At 60.1% G+C, this 17,778-nt stretch carries 16 protein-coding genes; 9 read left to right on the forward strand and 7 right to left on the reverse strand.

From position 1 onward, the window contains the following. Nucleotides 1-3 precede the first annotated feature (3 nt). The 4 genes from ACG9DO_RS12540 to ahcY form a co-directional block, all read right to left on the reverse strand. Nucleotides 4-999 carry an aminoglycoside phosphotransferase family protein gene (locus tag ACG9DO_RS12540; protein ID WP_394728416.1) on the reverse strand — a complete coding sequence of 332 codons (996 nt, stop codon included), beginning with the start codon at nt 997-999 and terminating at the stop codon, nt 4-6. After that, nucleotides 996-1,454: a tRNA (adenosine(37)-N6)-threonylcarbamoyltransferase complex ATPase subunit type 1 TsaE gene (gene tsaE, locus ACG9DO_RS12545; RefSeq protein WP_394728418.1), complete on the reverse strand. Its 459-nt coding sequence runs from the start codon at nt 1,452-1,454 to the stop codon at nt 996-998. Before tsaE ends, ACG9DO_RS12540 begins: the two co-directional genes overlap by 4 nt. Next, nucleotides 1,451-3,790 (reverse strand): PAS-domain containing protein, encoded by a 2,340-nt coding sequence (locus ACG9DO_RS12550; RefSeq protein WP_394728420.1) that lies wholly within the window; start codon nt 3,788-3,790, stop codon nt 1,451-1,453. The genes tsaE and ACG9DO_RS12550 overlap by 4 nt, the downstream gene beginning before the upstream one ends. 114 nt (nt 3,791-3,904) lie before the next feature. Beyond that, nucleotides 3,905-5,317: an adenosylhomocysteinase gene (gene ahcY, locus ACG9DO_RS12555; protein WP_394728422.1), complete on the reverse strand. Its 1,413-nt coding sequence runs from the start codon at nt 5,315-5,317 to the stop codon at nt 3,905-3,907. A gap of 185 nt (nt 5,318-5,502) precedes the next feature. Here ahcY and ACG9DO_RS12560 point away from each other — a divergent pair, with 185 nt between their 5' ends. Then, complete coding sequence (locus tag ACG9DO_RS12560; RefSeq protein ID WP_394728424.1) at nt 5,503-5,997, forward strand: peroxiredoxin; 495 nt, start codon at nt 5,503-5,505, stop codon at nt 5,995-5,997. A gap of 210 nt (nt 5,998-6,207) precedes the next feature. Next, nucleotides 6,208-7,170: a DUF1838 family protein gene (locus ACG9DO_RS12565; RefSeq protein ID WP_394728426.1), complete on the forward strand. Its 963-nt coding sequence runs from the start codon at nt 6,208-6,210 to the stop codon at nt 7,168-7,170. A 6-nt stretch (nt 7,171-7,176) separates the two neighbouring features. Here ACG9DO_RS12565 and ada read toward each other — a convergent pair whose 3' ends face one another. Beyond that, nucleotides 7,177-8,226, reverse strand: a complete 1,050-nt coding sequence (ada, locus tag ACG9DO_RS12570; RefSeq protein ID WP_394728428.1) for a bifunctional DNA-binding transcriptional regulator/O6-methylguanine-DNA methyltransferase Ada — start codon at nt 8,224-8,226, stop codon at nt 7,177-7,179. Between the two features lie 82 nt (nt 8,227-8,308). On the opposite strand from ada, the gene ACG9DO_RS12575 reads away from it, so the two are divergent. Next, complete coding sequence (locus ACG9DO_RS12575; protein ID WP_394728430.1) at nt 8,309-9,883, forward strand: serine protease; 1,575 nt, start codon at nt 8,309-8,311, stop codon at nt 9,881-9,883. A gap of 3 nt (nt 9,884-9,886) precedes the next feature. Here the strand turns inward: ACG9DO_RS12575 and ACG9DO_RS12580 are convergent, their stop codons facing one another. Beyond that, nucleotides 9,887-10,699: a TauD/TfdA dioxygenase family protein gene (locus ACG9DO_RS12580; RefSeq protein ID WP_394728432.1), complete on the reverse strand. Its 813-nt coding sequence runs from the start codon at nt 10,697-10,699 to the stop codon at nt 9,887-9,889. 234 nt (nt 10,700-10,933) lie between these two features. Between ACG9DO_RS12580 and ACG9DO_RS12585 the strand changes: the two genes are divergently transcribed. Genes ACG9DO_RS12585 through ACG9DO_RS12610 form a run of 6 tightly spaced genes read left to right on the forward strand, consistent with a single transcriptional unit; the run spans nt 10,934 to nt 16,097 of the window. Next, nucleotides 10,934-11,488: a F0F1 ATP synthase subunit delta gene (locus ACG9DO_RS12585; RefSeq protein ID WP_394728434.1), complete on the forward strand. Its 555-nt coding sequence runs from the start codon at nt 10,934-10,936 to the stop codon at nt 11,486-11,488. 13 nt (nt 11,489-11,501) lie between these two features. Beyond that, on the forward strand, nt 11,502-13,031 hold the full coding sequence (gene atpA / locus ACG9DO_RS12590; protein WP_394728436.1) for a F0F1 ATP synthase subunit alpha: 1,530 nt from the start codon (nt 11,502-11,504) through the stop codon (nt 13,029-13,031). 27 nt (nt 13,032-13,058) lie between these two features. Continuing rightward, nucleotides 13,059-13,928: a F0F1 ATP synthase subunit gamma gene (locus tag ACG9DO_RS12595; protein WP_394728438.1), complete on the forward strand. Its 870-nt coding sequence runs from the start codon at nt 13,059-13,061 to the stop codon at nt 13,926-13,928. A 19-nt stretch (nt 13,929-13,947) separates the two neighbouring features. Next, complete coding sequence (locus tag ACG9DO_RS12600; protein WP_394728440.1) at nt 13,948-14,301, forward strand: hypothetical protein; 354 nt, start codon at nt 13,948-13,950, stop codon at nt 14,299-14,301. 60 nt (nt 14,302-14,361) lie between these two features. Continuing rightward, a complete protein-coding gene (gene atpD, locus ACG9DO_RS12605; RefSeq protein WP_394728442.1) occupies nt 14,362-15,819 on the forward strand; it encodes a F0F1 ATP synthase subunit beta in 1,458 nt (485 codons plus the stop codon). A 20-nt stretch (nt 15,820-15,839) separates the two neighbouring features. Then, a complete protein-coding gene (locus ACG9DO_RS12610) occupies nt 15,840-16,097 on the forward strand; it encodes an ATP synthase F1 subunit epsilon (RefSeq protein WP_394728444.1) in 258 nt (85 codons plus the stop codon). Between the two features lie 68 nt (nt 16,098-16,165). On the opposite strand, the gene ACG9DO_RS12615 is transcribed toward ACG9DO_RS12610, so the two are convergent. Further along, the gene (locus ACG9DO_RS12615; protein ID WP_394728446.1) at nt 16,166-17,509 is read right to left on the reverse strand and encodes an MFS transporter; all 1,344 of its coding nucleotides are present in this window, start codon (nt 17,507-17,509) and stop codon (nt 16,166-16,168) included. Nucleotides 17,510-17,778 lie beyond the last annotated feature (269 nt).

Genomic DNA, 17,778 nt, shown 5'->3' on the forward strand with positions numbered 1-17,778 from the left:
AGTTCACGCGATTGTCCCTCCGCCGCTCTCCCGCAGATCCTGCGGAACGTTGGCGTCGAACCAGTCAGCGACCGGAGCAAGCGCAGGATGCTGCAAATCGCGCTCCATCGCCTCCCACACGCGCGGGATCATGTCGAGATAGCGCGGCTTGCCATCGCGCTTCCACAGCCGGGTGAAAATGCCGACGATCTTGGCATTGCGCTGAGCGCCGAGCAGCGCATAGTCCGCTGCGAAGTGCTCGCCCGGACTGGCGGCCTTGCAATAGCGTTCCAGCATTCTCGCTTCGAGCTCAAGCGAAACATCGCGGCGCGCGTCCTGCAACAGTGAGACCAGATCGTAAGCCGGATGGCCGACCAGCGCATCCTGAAAGTCGATCAGGCCCTGAGGCGCTCCCGGTGAGCCCCCGAGCAGCATGATATTTTCAGCATGGTAATCGCGCAGCACGGTTACGCCGGGCTGCTGGCGCTCAAGCAGGGGGCCGAGCGCTTCCCGCCATGCCGCTGCATGGCACTCGACATCAACCTCCAGCCCGGCCGCCGGACAATACCACTCCGTGAAGAGCGAGGTCTCGCGCTGATAGGCCGCCATATCATAGGGCGGAAACGGGCCTGCGGGGCGCTTGTGCAACTCCAACAGAGCATCGATCGCGCCTTCATACGCGGCCGTTTCGCCCGCTGGATTGGCATCAATCCAATCGCGCATCCGGTCCTGCCCGAAATCCTCTAGCAGAACCCATCCCTGCTCAGCCTCAGCGGCGTAGATCTCTGGCGCGCGCATCCCCTGAGCGATCAGCCACTCGGCGACATGCAAGAAGGGTTTCGGGTCTTCATGCGGAGGGGGTGCGTGCATCAACATTGCTGGCTTGCCATTGCGATTGATGCGGAAATAGCGGCGAAAAGAGGCATCGCCCGGGATCGGGTCGATCGCTGCACCATCCCACCCAGCTTGTTCGAGGAACTCCGTCAGCCCATCAGGCAAGGTTTCAACCGCGTCACTCATGGCATCCGTCCTTGCCAATCCTTGCCTCCCGTGACAATCGCGCGCCGCCCCTCGTCCGCAATTTCCAGCCGGATGGTGAGACAGGCTGTCTCATGCGCGAAGCCGCCGGCGCGCTCGGGCCACTCTGCCAGCAGCGCTGCACCTTCGCGGTAGTCATCAAGGCCAAGTTCCTGAACTTCCTCTGGATCGTCCAGACGATAGAAATCGGCATGCGCGATGGGCATGCGCATTTTCGGATCGTCATAGAGCTCGATCAGCGTGAACGTGGGCGACGGCACATCGCCCTGATACCCAAGCGCTGCAAGAACGCTGCGCGCCAAGGTCGATTTGCCTGCCCCCAGATTTCCGCGCAGCTCGACCACATCGTCAGGTTGCAAACGGTCAGCAATCCTGGCTCCCAACGCAGCCATGGCTGCAAGGTCGGGCAATTCGTAAACCGCCTCTCCGCCCTTCATTTGAGCACGATCAGCGCGGCTGTCCCCACACCTTTCTGACTTTCAATCGTCAGGGTGCCGCCATGCGCCTCGACAAGCCTCGTCGCGAGCGCAATGCCCAGGCCCTTGCGGCGTTCGGGAAGGTCATCGCTGCCAGAATGGTTACCCTGAACGACATCGCGCAGTTCACTCCGTGTCATGCCCGAACCATTGTCCGACACCACAATGCGCTTGCCTTCGTCAACGCTGGCGAGATCGATCAGGATTTTCCCACCCGCCTTTGTGCTCTTGATCGAATTGTCGAGCAGGTGATTGACCGCTCGCTTCAACTGCCGCGGGTCAACCTCCGCCATCACGCCGGGATCACCGCGCAGATCAAGCCGCAGTTTGGCACCGAGAATATCCTTCTCACGGTCGCGAACCAGGCTGGTAAGCAAATCCAGCAAGTCGGTTTCCTCGAGCTTCAAAGGAAGCAGCCCTGCTTCGCTTTGTGAAAGGTCGAGCACGTTTTCCACCTGCTCGCTGAGGCGCGCGACACTGTCGAGGATCGCCGCGAGATATTCTGCCATCTGATCGGACACCGGGCCGGCCGCGCCGCTTTCGATCAATTCCGCAAAACCGCCGATCGAAGTGAGCGGTGTGCGGAACTCGTAAGACATGTTGGCAAGGAAGCGCGACTTCATCGCGTCAGCATCTTCCAGCGCCTGCGCCCGTTCGCGCAGAGCGCGTTCGGCTTTCTGTGAATCCGTAATGTCGAGCACGGTGAGCAGGCCATTGCCATCGGGCAGCGGGACACCTGCGAATTCGAGCGTGCGATTATCAGCCAGATCAATCCGGCCGCCCTTTTCCTGCCGTTCGAGCGTGGCGGTCCGAATGATTTCGCCTATCGCCTGGGCTTGCTCCGGACGAGCAAGGTTGGGCTTGATCGCAGCGAGAAGATCCTCGACCGAAGGATGCGAATCGAGCAGTTCCGGCTCCAGGCCCCAGGTTCCGCCAAAACTGCGGTTCCACAGTTGCAACGAGCCATCAGGCGCAAAGACCGCAATCGCCTCGAACAGGCTGTCGAGCGTAGCGGTTCGCGTCCGAAGAAGGGTGTCGCGCGTTGCTGACAAGGCAAGCTGTTCGGACTGGTCTTCCGCAATCAGCACCAGCCCGCCATCGGGCATGGGCTGCGCGACAATGCGCAGATGCTCGCCGCTTCCGAGCGTCCAGTACTCTTCCTGCGTTTCGCGCTGGCTGAACCATTGCATGTGCTCGCTCCGCCAGGCGGGAAAATCCCTGACACCGGGAGTGCGTCCCTTGTCATGAGCGTCAGCAAGGAACCGATCGAATGGCAACCGTTCGGTCAGCGCGCTTCCGCTGAGATCGAACAGCCGCTGGAATGGCAGGTTCGCAAAGACCAGCTTGGTCTGCGCATCGAATTGCGCAACACCGACTGAAAGCTGGTCGAGCATGGCTCGTTGAGCATCGCGGAACGCGCGGAATTCACGCGCAAGTTGCTCCAGAGCTTCGATATCGATGGCATAGCCTGCGATCCCTTCGCGACCGACTGCCAGATCGCTGACCCGCAGAGAACGGCGTTCACCGCTAACCGTTGTAGGCACGATGCGCTCTTCTGGAACCGCTGCCTTGGCAGCCTGCGCGGCCAGTTGACCCGGTTCCATCCCGTCCGTGGGTTCGAGCAGTTCGATCTGCTTCTCGATGACTTGTTCGGCATCTTCTGCGCCGACCGCTTCAACATAAGCGCGATTGACCAGCCGCAGCTTCGTGTCACGCCCACGGAACCACATCGGGATTGGAGCGGCTTCGATGAGACCCACCAGAGCGGCGAAATCATGCTGGGCGCGATGCGCTGTTTCCCTCAATTGAGCAAGTTCGCGCTCGCTGTCGGAAAAGTCGAAGATCCATAGCAGCGCTGCACCACCGGGCCAGATCGACGGATCCGCGCGTGTTCCGGCAACCGCGAGGCTGCGCTTGGAGCCTGGCGGTGTCATCACAAGGCGGAAGGGTTGTGCAGTTTGCTGCGATGCTTTGACTGCTTCTGAAATCTGCTCGACCTGCGCCTTTCCAAGGCCAGTCCCGTCTTCGCCGTGAAGCTCGCTGAGATAATGCGGAACGCGGTCGAGGCCGAGCCATGCCGCGAGGCGCTCGCCTGCTTCGATCCGGCCATCGCTGCGAACCAGTACCGGAACCGCAGGCGCCGCATCGATCATCCGCTGGCTGCGCTTGAGGCTCTCGCGCATGGCATTGACCCGGCGCGAGGTGCGTGCGGCGCGCATCATCAGAACCGCAGCGCCAATCGTCCACGCAGCAAGCAGAAGCCCTATGAAGGCCAGAAGGTCGGGCGAGACGTCCATTTTCCTCAGCTATGCGTGGCAGCGCTGTGATGCAACCGGAAGAGATACGAAAAGCCCCCGCAAATACACCGATTTGCAAGGGCCTTTGCTATGCGTCAGTCGAACTGATCGGGATCAGTAACGATAATGGTCCGGCTTGAACGGGCCTTCCTGCGGCACGCCGATGTAGTCGGCCTGCTTCGGACTTAGCTTGGTCAGTGTCACGCCCAGCTTTTCGAGGTGCAGCGCAGCGACTTTCTCATCGAGATGCTTGGGCAGGACATAGACGTCGTTCTCGTACTCGTCCGATTTGGTGAACAGCTCGATCTGCGCCAGCGTCTGGTTGGTGAAGCTTGAGCTCATCACGAAGCTGGGGTGGCCCGTCGCGCAGCCCAGGTTGACCAGGCGGCCCTTGGCGAGGACGAGGATGGAGGAACCATCAGGGAAGGTCACGAGGTCGGTGCCTTCCTTGATTTCCTTCCAAACATAATTGTCGAGCGCGGAAATCTGGATCTCGCTGTCGAAGTGGCCGATGTTGCACACGATCGCCATGTTCTTCATCTTCTTCATGTGCTCGCCGGTGATCACATCTTCATTGCCGGTCGCGGTCACAAAGATGTCCGCGCGCTTGACTGCATCGTCCATCGAGACGACTTCATAGCCATCCATCGCAGCCTGCAAGGCGCAGATCGGGTCAATTTCCGTCACCATCACACGCGCACCGCCATCGCGCAGCGAAGCCGCCGAGCCCTTGCCCACATCACCGTAACCGGCAACGCAGGCGACCTTGCCAGCGAGCATGACGTCGGTGGCGCGGCGGATCGCGTCGACCAGCGATTCCTTGCAGCCGTAGAGATTGTCGAACTTCGACTTGGTCACGCTGTCATTGACGTTGATCGCCGGGAACGGGAGCTTGCCCTGCTTGGCGATCTGGTAGAGGCGCATGACGCCCGTCGTGGTCTCTTCCGACACACCCTTGATGTTCTGCACCGACTTGGTGAGGTAGCCCGGCTTTGCCTTGACGAACGCCTTCAGCGCGCGCTGGAATTCGATTTCCTCCGCATTGCCAGGCTCTGGCAGGGTTTCGCCAGCTTCGATGCGCGCGCCCCACAGCGCGAACATGGTCGCATCGCCGCCATCGTCGAGGATCATGTTGGCGGTGAGGTCAGGATCGCTGTCAGTCGACCAGTCGAAAATACGGCCAACATAGTCCCAATAGTCCGCCAGCGTTTCACCCTTGATCGCGAAAACGGGAATGCCGCCCGCCGCAATCGCAGCCGCCGCATGATCCTGCGTCGAGAAAATGTTGCAGGTCGCCCAGCGCACGTCCGCGCCCAAAGCAACCAGCGTTTCGATCAGAACCGCGGTCTGGATCGTCATGTGGAGCGAGCCGGTGATCCGCGCGCCCTTGAGCGGTTGAGCCGCGCCATATTCCTCGCGCAGCGCCATCAGGCCCGGCATCTCCGTTTCCGCAATTGCAATTTCATCGCGGCCATATTGTGCCAGCGCGATATCCTTGATGACGTAGTCTTGTGCAGCTTCAGCCACGCACATTCTCCTGATGGATTGTAAATTCCAGACCGCATAAAGACGCGGCAGATCGAGATCGCGCTCTAACCGCAGAGCCCGCCATATGCAAATATAAAGCTATCTTTATATGATGTATTGTTGCGATGCTAGGGAGAGCCACTATATCGAGCGTCCAAGGACGGGAACACGAAAGGATATTACACATGCCTGATTCAAATGGGGCAATCTCGGTTGGGGACAAGCTCCCCGATGTAAAACTGGTCAAGGCAACTGCGGACGGCCCTGAACAGGTTCAGTCTTCCGAATATTTTGCGGGCAAGAGAGTCGCGCTGTTCTCGGTACCGGGCGCGTTTACGCCAACATGTTCGGCCAAGCACCTGCCAGGCTTCGTCGAGAAAGCGGCAGAATTGAAGGCAAAGGGCGTTGACGAGATCATCGGCACAGCTGTCAATGACGCCTTCGTCATGGGCGCTTGGAACAAAGCTGCCGGCTCGGACGACATCACCATGCTGGCTGACGGCAACGCCGAATTCGCTGAGGCGGTTGGCCTTACCATGGACGGCTCCGGCTTTGGTATGGGCAAGCGCGGCCAGCGCTTCTCCATGGTCGTCAATGACGGCGTCGTCGAGCAGCTGAATGTCGAAGCGCCCGGCGACTTCAAGGTTTCCAGCGCAGAGTACATGCTCGGCCAGCTTTAAAATCCAGACTTAAAACAGGGCCAAGCCTTGGTCGGAAAACGGGGTGCTTCCAAGGCGGAGGCCCCCGTTTTCATTTGCGCGTTGGCAAGATGGCACGCGTTCACCAGCGAAATGATCGAAGGGCGGAGACTCGCCAAGTCGCAGCCGGTTTTCCGTGCGCGATCAGTAGTCTCCTGTGAGAAGTACAGCTTAGCGAATTAGGAGATTTCGATGGACCGGCGGCAGATTCTGACAGGTGGTGCAAGTATGCTGGGGGCGAGCGCTGTATTGCCGCTGCTCGGCGCAACCGCCGCCCATGCGGCTGATCATTCCCATCACGCCATGCATTCCAGCGATGGCTTTGACCCGACGAACCCCGTTCACAATGCCGAAGTGCTGGCGCGAATGAACCACGGCATCGGCGGCGACAGCAATTTCGGCTGGTTCAGCGGCCGGGTCTTTGCGGTGATCGGAGACGAACAGGTCATCCAGCCGCTGTTCGACATCGAAGGCTTTGGCGCGAACCGCATGATCTCGCTCGGCGATGCACGCTATCAAAGCCTTCACCGCGAGGTCGGTTTCTACAAGGACCTGCGCACTGGCCAGATCATGGAAGAATGGGCCAATCCGCTACTCGATGGCGAAGTGGTCGAAGTCGCACACATTCACAATGATCCGGTCAATGCCGTGATCGGCCCGACCATCGAAGCCAAGCTGGGCGAAGGCCAGGTCGCGGAATTCCCGCTCTCTCTGCCGTGGACCTTCATGGGCGACATGGCGATGACGAGCTTCGATGTGAACACACGGTGGAAGAATGTGCTCGATCCGGAAACCTGGCCGCGGGAAAGTTCCGGGCTGGAATTTGTCCGCGTCTCTGAGTATCTGCAGTTCTACGTCGATCGCAACGACCTCAACAATTGGCGTTCGCTCGACAAGATCCCGCATCACGGCGGGTGGCAACGTCTTGGCACGTGGGTGCCGTGGATGCTCATGGGCGACAGGCCCGGTCACTTGTTCTATCGCAGCTACACCAAGGGCCTCAAATCGATCGACGAACTTCCCGCGCATATCCGCGAGTACACTGAGAAGAACTATCCGAAATATCTGGAAGCGCCGGCAGAGTGGGTTTCCCCGAACGAGACAAGCTTCGAAGTCTACGCGAAGACACGGACGCCGAAGCCACCCAAGGAATAATTCCGCTCAGCCCTTCGGTTCGCCACGCTCGCGTTTGAGCAGCTCCGCCTTGATCTCAGTGCCATAGGCATAGCCGCCGAGTGATCCGTCTGTCTGGATCACGCGGTGGCAAGGGATCAGGACTGCGATGTTGTTTGCGCCATTGGCGCCGCCCACTGCGCGGCTGGCGTTTGGATTGCCAAGCGCTGCCGCAAGCTCTCCATAGCTGCGCGTTTCGCCTGCAGGAATTGCGCGCAATTGCTGCCACACGCGTTGCTGGAAGGCCGTACCCTTCACATCGAGCGGGATATGCGCATTGTCGAGCTGCGGCTGCTCGACCGCCTGGACGACCTCTGCAAGCAATTCCGAGAATGCTTCACCGCTTTGGACCAGATCAGCGCTTGGGAAGCGCGCACGCAATTCCTCCTCACCTTCATTGAAGCTGAGACAGCAGAGTCCCATGCCAGTCGCTGCAACCAGCATGGGGCCGAGCGATGTCTCGACCACCGTCCAATGGATCGTGATGCCTGCCCCGCCCTTGCTCCAGTCGCTGGCTGTCATGCCCAGTTTCCCTTTGGTTGATGCGTAGAACCGGCTTGGCACTTCATAGCCTGCCTCGTAAATTGCCTCGGTTACGTTGTCGGCGCTGGTCAGCGCATCACGCACACGCTCCTCGCGCAATGCGGTGGCATAGGCGGCTGGCGAAAGACCCGTCGCGCGTTTGAAGACCCGTTGGAAGTGAGTCGGCGAATATCCTGTTATCGCAGCCAATTCTGCCAATGACATGCGTCCTTCTGCAGCGCGTATCGCGTCGATGGCCGCCAGCACGGCTGCTTCATCGCGCGCGACATCGTCGGGCAAGCATCGCTTGCAGGGACGCAGTCCAGCCGCCCTCGCCTCTTTACCGGCCGCAAAGAAGCGGACATTCTTGCGCGCCGGGTGCCGCGCTGCGCAGCTTGGCCGGCAATAGATCCCGGTCGAAAGAACACCAGTGACAAAGCGTCCGTCAAAGCTGCGGTCGCGCCGGATCACTGCGTCCCAGGCGGCCGCTTCATCGAGATGCGTTGAATCGCTCATGCAGCCGGTTTAGCGAAGCTTGCGGAGAGGCGCATCCTGAAGCTTGCGGTCAAAGCAGAGCCATCTGTATATGGCCGACGTAATGGGAAAAATTCTGACGCTAATTGCAGCGATCGCAGCGCTGCTCGTGCCACTCACTGCCAAGGCTGATCCGGCTGATATCGACGCGGCTGCGCGCGGCGTGGTGCGGGTCGTCATCATCGGGAGCAATGGTGAGGAAGTCTATCCAGTCAGCCATGGCAGCGGCTTTGCGGTCACGCCGACTACCATTGTGACCAACGCGCATGTGATCCGCGAAGCATTGCAGGATGATACCTTGCGGATCGGAATTGTGCCCTCCGACGGCGCAGAAGCCGCTTATGGCAAGCCCGTCGCTGTCAGCCCGCGCAATGACCTCGCCTTGATCGAGCTAACCGATGGCAGCCTGCGTTTGCCGCCTCTGACGCTGGCGGCGGGAGCAAGCAGCGATCTGGGTGAGGTGTCCGCCGTGGGCTACCCGATGAATGTCGACCGCGCGCAAGGGCTCGATATCGGCGATATCTTCAAATCGCAGCCTGCGGTTAAGAGCCGCGGCTTTCTGTCGGGCGCACGGCCCAGCCGCCAGTTCGACACGATTCTTCACACTGCGCCTATCGCGCGCGGCAATTCGGGCGGCCCGCTGCTCGATCCGTGTGGACGTGTGGTCGGGGTCAATTCCTTTGGCGCGGATTCGGACGGGTCGGATGCGGAATTCTATTTTGCCGTTTCCCTGCGCGAGCTGCTGCCCTTTCTGCGCGAAAACAATGTCGAGGTAAGCCCGAGCGGCTCTGCCTGCCGCAGCCTTGCTGAAGTCGATCTCGCTGAGCGCTACCGCCTGGAGCAACAGCGCGCAGAGGCCCGCGAGCGGCTGGCCGCGCGCGAGGCCGAGCTGCGCGAGGCCCGCACGCGCGCGCAACTCGAAGCCCAGCTGGAAGTCATGGGCACGCGCGACAATCTGATGGCTTTGTCGATGCTGCTGCTGCTGCTTGCCATTGGTGCCGGCTTTATCGGACTGCGCTATCGCGAGAGCAGCGAGAGCCCGGCACCGATGCGGATCGCTTTTGGTGTTGCGGCAGTTGCGCTTGCCGGGACGATCGTCGCCTGGCTGATGCGCCCTGGAATCGACCGGATTGACGAACTGATCGCAATCAAGCTCAACCAGACAACACCGGATCAGCCAGACGCGCCACCGCAACAGGTTGGCGATGGTACCCTGCTCTGCACACTGGTGCCTGAGCGAAGCCGCGTGACGGGGGCACGGACCGATGATGTCGAATTCGACTGGGCGGCGGATGGATGCGTCAACGGACGGACCCAATATGGCCAGCTCAATGGTGAATGGAGCCGCGTGCTGGTGCCCGACGATCAGGATGCGGTGGCGATCAATCGCTATGATCCGGAAACCCAGACATTCCGCACCGACCGCTACCTGCTCAGCCGTGAAGCACTCGACAGCGTTCGCGAAGCGCGTGACAGTTACCAGCCGCCGCTGTGCGGTGTGACCGATGCCGCGCAGGTCCTTGGCGACCAGCAACAGGCGCTTACCTCGATGCTGCCCAGCCAGCCCAACGAACGGCTGGTCTACAGCTGCGCGCCCCGCGAGAATGTCCCTGCAACCCCACTTGCGGCTGAGAAGTAGCCGTCAGGCAGCCAGCGCTTCTCCGGACAACGTAATCCGGTGCATCTCGCGGCGGTGGCCGTGATAATCGTTCATCGCATTGTGCCACGTGGTGCGGTTATCCCAGATCGCAATCGTGCCGGGCTTCCATTGCAGGCGGCACTGATTGTCTTCAGTCAGCGCGGCATCGATCAGCTTGTTGAGCAGCGGTAGGCTTTGTTCGCGCGTCTGCCCGACGAAATGGATTGTGAAGGCCTTATTGACGTAGAGCAGCTTGCGGCCCGTATGCGGGTGACGGATCACGACCGGATGCACTGCGCCCGTTTTAAGGCTCTGCCCGCGCAACTCCTTGCCCATGTCAGTCTGCGCATAAAGCCCGCCCTCTTCATATATATGGTCAGCAGTGTGAAAGGCCTCGAGCCCTTCGATTTCCGCGTTGAGATCGTCCGGCAGCGCATCATAGGCCGCACCCATATGCGCCCACATCGTGTCGCCGCCTGATGGCGGCAATTCGCGTGCAACCAGCACAGAGCCCATCGCAGGGATCTGGTCGTAGGAATGGTCGGTGTGCCAGTCCCCGCCAATATTGGTCTGCTGGTCGGGCTCTTTCTTGACGACAGCTATTTCGTTGTAATCGCCCTGCAGTGGGAAGTAGTTGTTCACGTCAATCCCGCCCCAGCGCCTGCCGAATGTGATGTGATCTTCCGGCGAGAATTCCTGATCGCGAAACACCGCGACCCCATGTTCGTAGATCGCTTGCTTTATCTCCTGCATCTCCGCGTCGCTGCAATTGGCAAGCGATACGCCAGTGACTGCGACACCGCATCTAGGTGCCATCGGCGCTAATTCCATTATCCCTCTCCCGGAGTGCTGGTCGCACTTTCCGAGCGGAGCGTTAGCGCAAAGGTGCACACAGCGAAACACCTCTCCTACAAAACGCCACGGTCGTGGCTTGCCTTATCAGGGGGCCGATGCTAGGCGCGCGCCAGCTTTGCCGGGGTGAGTCCCTCTCGCCCGGAACGGCTTTAGCGATGCATCGTTATTCTCCGGATCCAAGAGGACCTTAGACGCGTGGAAATTTCCGCCGGTATTCAGGCTAGCCTGTCAGGGCGTTACGCCTCGGCTCTGTTCGAACTTGCCTCTGAGCAGGGAACAGTGACCGCAGTCGAATCTGACCTTGAGACGCTCAAAGCCGCGCTCGCCGATTCGGCTGAGCTCGCCCATCTCACCACCAACCCGAAGGTCTCGCGCTCTGAGTCCGAGAAAGCGCTCGCCGCCGTTGCCAAGCTTCTTGGCCTCAGCGAGCTGACGCAGAACTTTCTCGGCGTGCTGGCGCAGAACCGTCGCTTGCCTGCGCTGCCGGACGTGATTGCCGCGTTCCAGATGATCGCAGCGGCACAGCGCGGTGAAGTCAGCGCCGAAGTAGCGAGCGCGCATCCGCTCAGCGAAAGCCAGCTCGAAACGCTCCGCAACAAGCTTACAGCCCGTCAGGGCCGCACGGTGAAGCTCACCAGCAAGGTCGATCCCGACCTGCTGGGCGGCCTCGTCGTCACCATTGGATCGCAGCGCATTGATGGCTCGATCCGCACCCGTCTCAATTCACTTGCCCAGGCCATGAAGGCTTAAAGGAACCACAAACATGGAAATCCGCGCCGCAGAAATCTCCAAGGTCATCAAGGACCAGATCGCCAATTTCGGCACAGAGGCTGAAGTCAGCGAAGTCGGCTCCGTTCTCTCCGTTGGTGACGGTATCGCCCGCATCCACGGCCTCGACAAGGTCCAGGCCGGCGAGATGGTGGAATTCTCCAATGGCGTTCAGGGCATGGCGCTGAACCTCGAAGCGGACAATGTCGGCGTCGTGATCTTCGGCTCTGACGCCGAAATCAAGGAAGGCGACAGCGTCAAGCGGACCGGTACCATTGTGGACGTTCCGGTTGGCAAGGGCCTGCTGGGCCGTGTGGTCGACGCTCTGGGCAATCCGATCGACGGCAAGGGCCCGATCGTTGCCGACAAGCGCATGCGCGTGGAAGTCAAGGCGCCGGGCATCATCCCGCGCGAATCCGTGTCTGAGCCGGTGCAGTCCGGTCTCAAGGCGATTGACGCTCTTGTGCCAGTGGGCCGCGGTCAGCGCGAGCTGATCATTGGTGACCGTCAGACCGGTAAGACTGCCGTGGCGATCGACACCTTCATCAACCAGAAGGGTCCCAACGCATCGGGCGATGAGAAGAAGAAGCTTTACTGTATCTATGTAGCCGTCGGCCAGAAGCGTTCGACCGTCGCTCAGATCGTCAAGCAGCTCGAAGAAAACGGCGCGATGGAATATTCCATCGTCGTCGCAGCAACCGCGTCTGAGCCTGCCCCGCTGCAATATCTCGCGCCGTACACCGGCTGCACCATGGGTGAATTTTTCCGCGACAACGGCATGCACGCCGTGATCGTGTATGACGACCTTTCGAAGCAGGCTGTTGCCTATCGCCAGATGTCGCTGCTGCTGCGTCGTCCTCCGGGCCGCGAAGCCTATCCGGGTGACGTGTTCTATCTCCACTCACGCCTGCTTGAGCGTGCGGCGAAGATGAACGAGGCCAATGGCCATGGCTCGCTGACCGCTCTGCCGATCATCGAGACGCAGGCTGGCGACGTGTCTGCCTATATTCCGACCAATGTGATCTCGATCACTGACGGCCAGATCTTCCTTGAAACCGACCTGTTCTTCCAGGGCATCCGCCCGGCGATTAACGTTGGTCTTTCGGTTAGCCGTGTTGGCGGTGCTGCTCAGACCAAGGCGATGAAGAAGGTTTCCGGCTCGATGAAGCTGGACCTCGCGCAGTACCGCGAAATGGCGGCGTTTGCGCAGTTCGGCTCGGACCTCGATGCAGCAACGCAAAAACTGCTCAACCGCGGTGCGCGCCTGACGGAACTGCTCAAGCAGCCGCAGTTCTCGCCGATGCCGTTCGAAGAGCAAACCGTATCGATCTATGCCGGTACCAACGGATTTCTCGATGCCGTGCCCGTGGACCGCGTAACCGATTATGAAGAGCAGATGCTGGCCTTCATGCGCAGCGAACATGCTGACGTGCTGAAGGACATCCGGGAAAGCGGCAAGTTCGAAGGCGAGACTGCGGACAAGACCAAGGCCGCGCTTGAAGCTTTCGCCAAGCAGTTCGCCTGAGACTTTAGAGCTAACTAGGGAGCCGACATGGCCTCGCTTAAAGAACTCAAAGGTCGGATCAACTCGGTCAAGTCGACCCAGAAGATCACCAAGGCCAAGCAGATGGTCGCAGCGGCCAAGCTGCGCCGTGCGCAGGCAGCTGCGGAAGCGGCACGCCCCTATGCCGAGCGTCTGAGCGCGGTGATGGCTTCGCTTGCCGGAAAGGTTTCGGGCGACAGCGCACCAAAGCTGCTCGCCGGGACCGGATCGGACAAGCGCCACCTCATGGTGGTCGTCAACACCGACAAGGGCCTGTGCGGCGGTCTCAATTCGAACATCGTCAAGGAAGCCAAGGTTCAGGCGCGTAAGCTGATCGCTGACGGCAAGGACGTAACCTTCTACCTTATCGGCAAGAAGGGCCGTGCACCGATCAAGCGCGACTATGCCAGCAAGATCGCAAAGCACTTCGACACCTCGAACGTGAAGACACCCGGCTTCGATGAGGCTGATTCGATTGCAGACGAGCTTATCGCGCTGTTCGAAGAAGGCGCGTTCGATGTCGCGCATCTGGTTGCGCCGACATTCCAGTCCGCTCTGGTCCAGACGCCGAATACAACACAGCTTATCCCGGTCCCTTCCCCCGAAGGCGTAACCGGCGGCGACGCTGTGGTCGAATACGAGCCTGGTGAAGAGGAAATCCTTGAAGAGCTGCTTCCTCGTTATGTGAAGACGCAGCTGTTCGGCGCTCTGCTTGAGCGTGAGGCATCGGAACAAGGCGCTTCGATGACGGCGATGGACAACGCCACGCGCAATGCCGGCGACCTCATCAACAAGCTCACAATTCAGTACAACCGCAGCCGTCAGGCCGCGATTACGACTGAACTTATCGAAATCATTGCCGGCGCTGAGGCGCTGTAACCTGACGAGGATTGCCCCCGTGAAGAAAATCGCCCTCTCCCTGCTTCCCGCTTTCGCTCTCGTCGCTGCGTGCGGCGAAGAGCCTGCGCCAGAGCCTGCGCCGGTCGAAACCGCGACGCCCGAGCCAGAGCCGACGCCAGAGCTTCCCGCACCGGACCAGGCCTATTTCTCAGGCAAGCTCGCAGAAGCCTGCCCAAGCCTTGAGCCGGTCAATACCGCGGTGTGCAAACGCGCCGGGATGGGCTCGCCCGATGTCGTGTGCGAATATGGCTTGGGTGAAGACGAATACCTCCGTCACAAGGCAGTCCTTACCGCAGGCGCGGAGGACTGGACCCTCACCGACACAGACACTGTCTGCTCTCAGGGCGCATAAGGCGTTCGGCAGATTTCGAGAAACAACGAACAAAGCAACCGCTAGGTAGGACAAACAGATATGGCCACCGCTCCTGTACTTAACCAAACGACCAAAGGCACGATCAGCCAGGTCATCGGCGCTGTCGTCGACGTGCAGTTCCAAGGGGAACTGCCGGCGATTCTCACCGCGCTCGAAACCAAGAACGGCGATAACACGCTCGTGCTCGAAGTGGCGCAGCACCTGGGCGAAAGCACGGTTCGCACGATCGCGATGGACGGCACTGACGGCCTTACCCGCGGTCAGGAAGTGATCAACACCGGCGCGCAGATTTCTGTGCCGGTTGGTCCGAAGACGCTGGGCCGCATCATGAATGTCATCGGCCAGCCGATCGACGAGCGCGGCCCGATCGGGGCTGAACAGTCCGCTCCGATCCACGCTGAAGCGCCTGCCTTCATCGACCAGTCGACCGACGCGGCGATCCTCGTTACGGGCATCAAGGTGATTGACCTGCTCGCGCCTTATGCTCGCGGCGGCAAGATCGGCCTGTTCGGCGGCGCCGGTGTTGGCAAGACGGTTCTCATTCAGGAACTGATCAACAACATCGCAAAGGGTCACGGCGGCGTGTCCGTGTTCGCCGGTGTGGGTGAACGTACCCGCGAAGGGAACGACCTTTACCACGAATTCCTCGACGCTGGTGTTATTGCGAAGGACGAAGACGGCAACGCGATCAGCGAAGGCTCCAAGGTGGCGCTGGTGTTCGGCCAGATGAACGAGCCTCCGGGCGCGCGTGCGCGTGTTGCTCTGTCGGGCCTGACCATGGCGGAATATTTCCGCGATCAGGAAGGCCAGGACGTGCTGTTCTTCGTCGACAACATCTTCCGCTTCACGCAAGCCGGTTCGGAAGTGTCGGCGCTGCTCGGCCGTATTCCTTCGGCTGTGGGCTATCAGCCGACCCTGTCGACCGACATGGGTAACCTGCAGGAGCGCATCACTTCGACCACCAAGGGCTCGATCACTTCGGTGCAGGCGATTTACGTGCCTGCCGATGACTTGACTGACCCTGCCCCGGCAACCTCGTTCGCTCACCTGGACGCGACCACCACGCTGAGCCGCGCCATCTCCGAGCTCGGCATCTACCCGGCGGTGGACCCGCTGGACTCGACCAGCCGCGTGCTCGAGCCGCGCGTTGTGGGCCAGGAGCACTACGAGACCGCGCGTAAGGTTCAGGAGACACTGCAGAAGTACAAATCGCTGCAGGACATCATCGCCATTCTCGGCATGGACGAACTGTCGGAAGAGGACAAGCTGACCGTTGCGCGCGCGCGCAAGATCCAGCGGTTCCTTTCGCAGCCGTTCCACGTGGCCGAGGTGTTCACCAACATTCCAGGCGTGTTCGTCCAGCTGGAAGACACGATCAAGTCGTTCAAGGCTGTCGTCGAAGGCGAGTATGACCACCTGCCCGAAGCGGCCTTCTACATGGTTGGCGGCATCGACCAGGCGGTCGAAAAGGCCAAGAAACTGGCTGAAGACGCGTAAGCCAGCCTGAGGAACTGACAATGGCACTGCACTTTGAACTCGTAACGCCCGCCAAGCTCGTGCGCAGCGAGGACGTCCACATGGTCGTCGTTCCCGGCACCGAGGGTGAATTCGGCGTGCTCGAAGGCCATGCGCCTTTCATGTCGACCATTCGCGACGGGGCGGTGCAGGTCTACAAGACCGAAGGCAGCGAGCCAGAAAGCATTGAAGTGCGCGGCGGCTTTGCTGAAGTCGGCGAAAACGGTCTGACCGTGCTCGCGGAGCACGTCGAAGGCTGAGCCTGTCGCGGCACAGCAAACTCAATCAGAGGGCGGCTCGGAAACGGGTCGCCCTTGTTTCTTTGTCATTATGGCAGAGCGACGCCCGTCAGAGGCTCTTTTTCTTCGGGTGCGAAACGCCCGCCAGCCCTTGCCGACAAACCAAAGGCAAGCAGAGCAGAAAGCGCAAGCAAGGCTCCGGCCATTCCGAACAGGCTATAGAAGCCAGCCCAGTCATCAATCTGACCGAGCACCAGGCCGCTCACCACGCCGCCTAACGCAAATGCCCCCATCAACAGATTGAAATTGGTCGCAGCGGCGGCTTCGTCCGTCACCCGCATCGTCACCACCAGCATCGTGAGATAGAACTGCGTGATCAGGAGGCCGGACGTGAAATACCACCCGGTAAAGACCGTGCTGTTCTGCCAGAGACCATCATTGAGAACGAACGCGATATAAAGCGCAGCAGCAGGCAGTCCGGTCATAAGCGCCATTTTCATCGGGCCAATCCGATCCACCAGCCAACCGCCAACGCTCAGGCAAATCCCTGCTCCGACAAGATTGAGAATTCCCCCGAGGGTATTGAGGCGTGTTTCGCCCCATCCCAGCGAGTTAGCCGCAAACAGAGCAATGGAATTATCGGAGATGGTCTGATGCGCACCATAACTCATCACCAGTGCAACAAAGATCAATACATCACGCCGCATGAGCGATTTGAACGCCTCTTTCAGAATCGGAAGCCAAGCGTCGAGCTTGACCGCCTGCGCCTCAGCAGAGGCTTCTCCAGGCATCCACGGCAGCAACTTTTCACCCTTTCGCTCGCGGATGAGCAATGCGCTGACCGCAGGGATCGCAAACAGCACCATAGCCCCGAGCATGGCTGTTTCGATCGAATGATACTCGATCAGGTAAGCGATGAATGCTGAGCCGCCCGCAATACCGATCAACTTGCCAGCGAACATGAACCCGTTGAGCTGGCCCAACTCTTCTTCCGGCGTCAGGTCGATGACCATCGCATCAAGCGCGATGTCCTGCACTGCTGTCGAGATCGATAGGGCAAACGCAAAAGCAATGATTACGGCGGTTTCGCTGGGATCTGGGCTGGCAACAGCAAATCCGACAAAGCACATGACAATGACAAATTGCGCACCAACCAACCAGCCGCGCCTACGTCCCATGGCCATATAGGCGTAACGGTCTACAACGCCGCCCATCAGGAACTTGAACGACCAAGGCAAGGTTACAGCGGTCGCAACCAGCCCAATCGCAGCAGCTGGCTGGCCGTTCACTGCAAGCCAGCTTGGAATCGCGTAGAAGATCACCCCTTGAGGAAAGCCCTGTGCCAGATAGAGCATGGTGCCAAGAAACAGGCGCAGGCGCCGGTTATCCGCAAACGCTGGTAGCGCCCAGCGCGATGCTGCCGATGTCGCCAAAGAAATCCCCCAAAAATCAAGCCCTTTGTGAGACTGCGCAAGCGCCCCGGTCTTGCCAATCGAGCATGCAATACGCTTCGCTCCCAAAGCGTTGTCATGGGCGCGGTTTCCTACCCACCCGCGGCATGAGAGAAGCACCGCATGTCTGCTCTTATTCGCGCTCTCTTCGTCACCGATCAGCAGGGCGGAAACTGCGCGAAAAAATCTCTCTCAGGACTGTGTAACATGTGTATCCAACATGGAATATTCAGCCTGCCATCTCCATATCG

Origin of the sequence: Altererythrobacter sp. GH1-8, assembly GCF_043702085.1 — a bacterium.
GTDB lineage: Bacteria > Pseudomonadota > Alphaproteobacteria > Sphingomonadales > Sphingomonadaceae > Erythrobacter.

What these genes read in the sequence shown, in the direction of transcription:
- ACG9DO_RS12540 (WP_394728416.1), bottom strand. Translation starts at nt 999, where the DNA reads ATGAGTGACGCGGTTGAAACCTTGCCTGATGGGCTGACGGAGTTCCTC.
- tsaE (WP_394728418.1), bottom strand. Translation starts at nt 1,454, where the DNA reads ATGAAGGGCGGAGAGGCGGTTTACGAATTGCCCGACCTTGCAGCCATG.
- ACG9DO_RS12550 (WP_394728420.1), bottom strand. Translation starts at nt 3,790, where the DNA reads ATGGACGTCTCGCCCGACCTTCTGGCCTTCATAGGGCTTCTGCTTGCT.
- ACG9DO_RS12560 (WP_394728424.1), top strand. Translation starts at nt 5,503, where the DNA reads ATGCCTGATTCAAATGGGGCAATCTCGGTTGGGGACAAGCTCCCCGAT.
- ACG9DO_RS12565 (WP_394728426.1), top strand. Translation starts at nt 6,208, where the DNA reads ATGGACCGGCGGCAGATTCTGACAGGTGGTGCAAGTATGCTGGGGGCG.
- ada (WP_394728428.1), bottom strand. Translation starts at nt 8,226, where the DNA reads ATGAGCGATTCAACGCATCTCGATGAAGCGGCCGCCTGGGACGCAGTG.
- ACG9DO_RS12575 (WP_394728430.1), top strand. Translation starts at nt 8,309, where the DNA reads ATGGGAAAAATTCTGACGCTAATTGCAGCGATCGCAGCGCTGCTCGTG.
- ACG9DO_RS12580 (WP_394728432.1), bottom strand. Translation starts at nt 10,699, where the DNA reads ATGGCACCTAGATGCGGTGTCGCAGTCACTGGCGTATCGCTTGCCAAT.
- atpA (WP_394728436.1), top strand. Translation starts at nt 11,502, where the DNA reads ATGGAAATCCGCGCCGCAGAAATCTCCAAGGTCATCAAGGACCAGATC.
- ACG9DO_RS12595 (WP_394728438.1), top strand. Translation starts at nt 13,059, where the DNA reads ATGGCCTCGCTTAAAGAACTCAAAGGTCGGATCAACTCGGTCAAGTCG.
- atpD (WP_394728442.1), top strand. Translation starts at nt 14,362, where the DNA reads ATGGCCACCGCTCCTGTACTTAACCAAACGACCAAAGGCACGATCAGC.
- ACG9DO_RS12610 (WP_394728444.1), top strand. Translation starts at nt 15,840, where the DNA reads ATGGCACTGCACTTTGAACTCGTAACGCCCGCCAAGCTCGTGCGCAGC.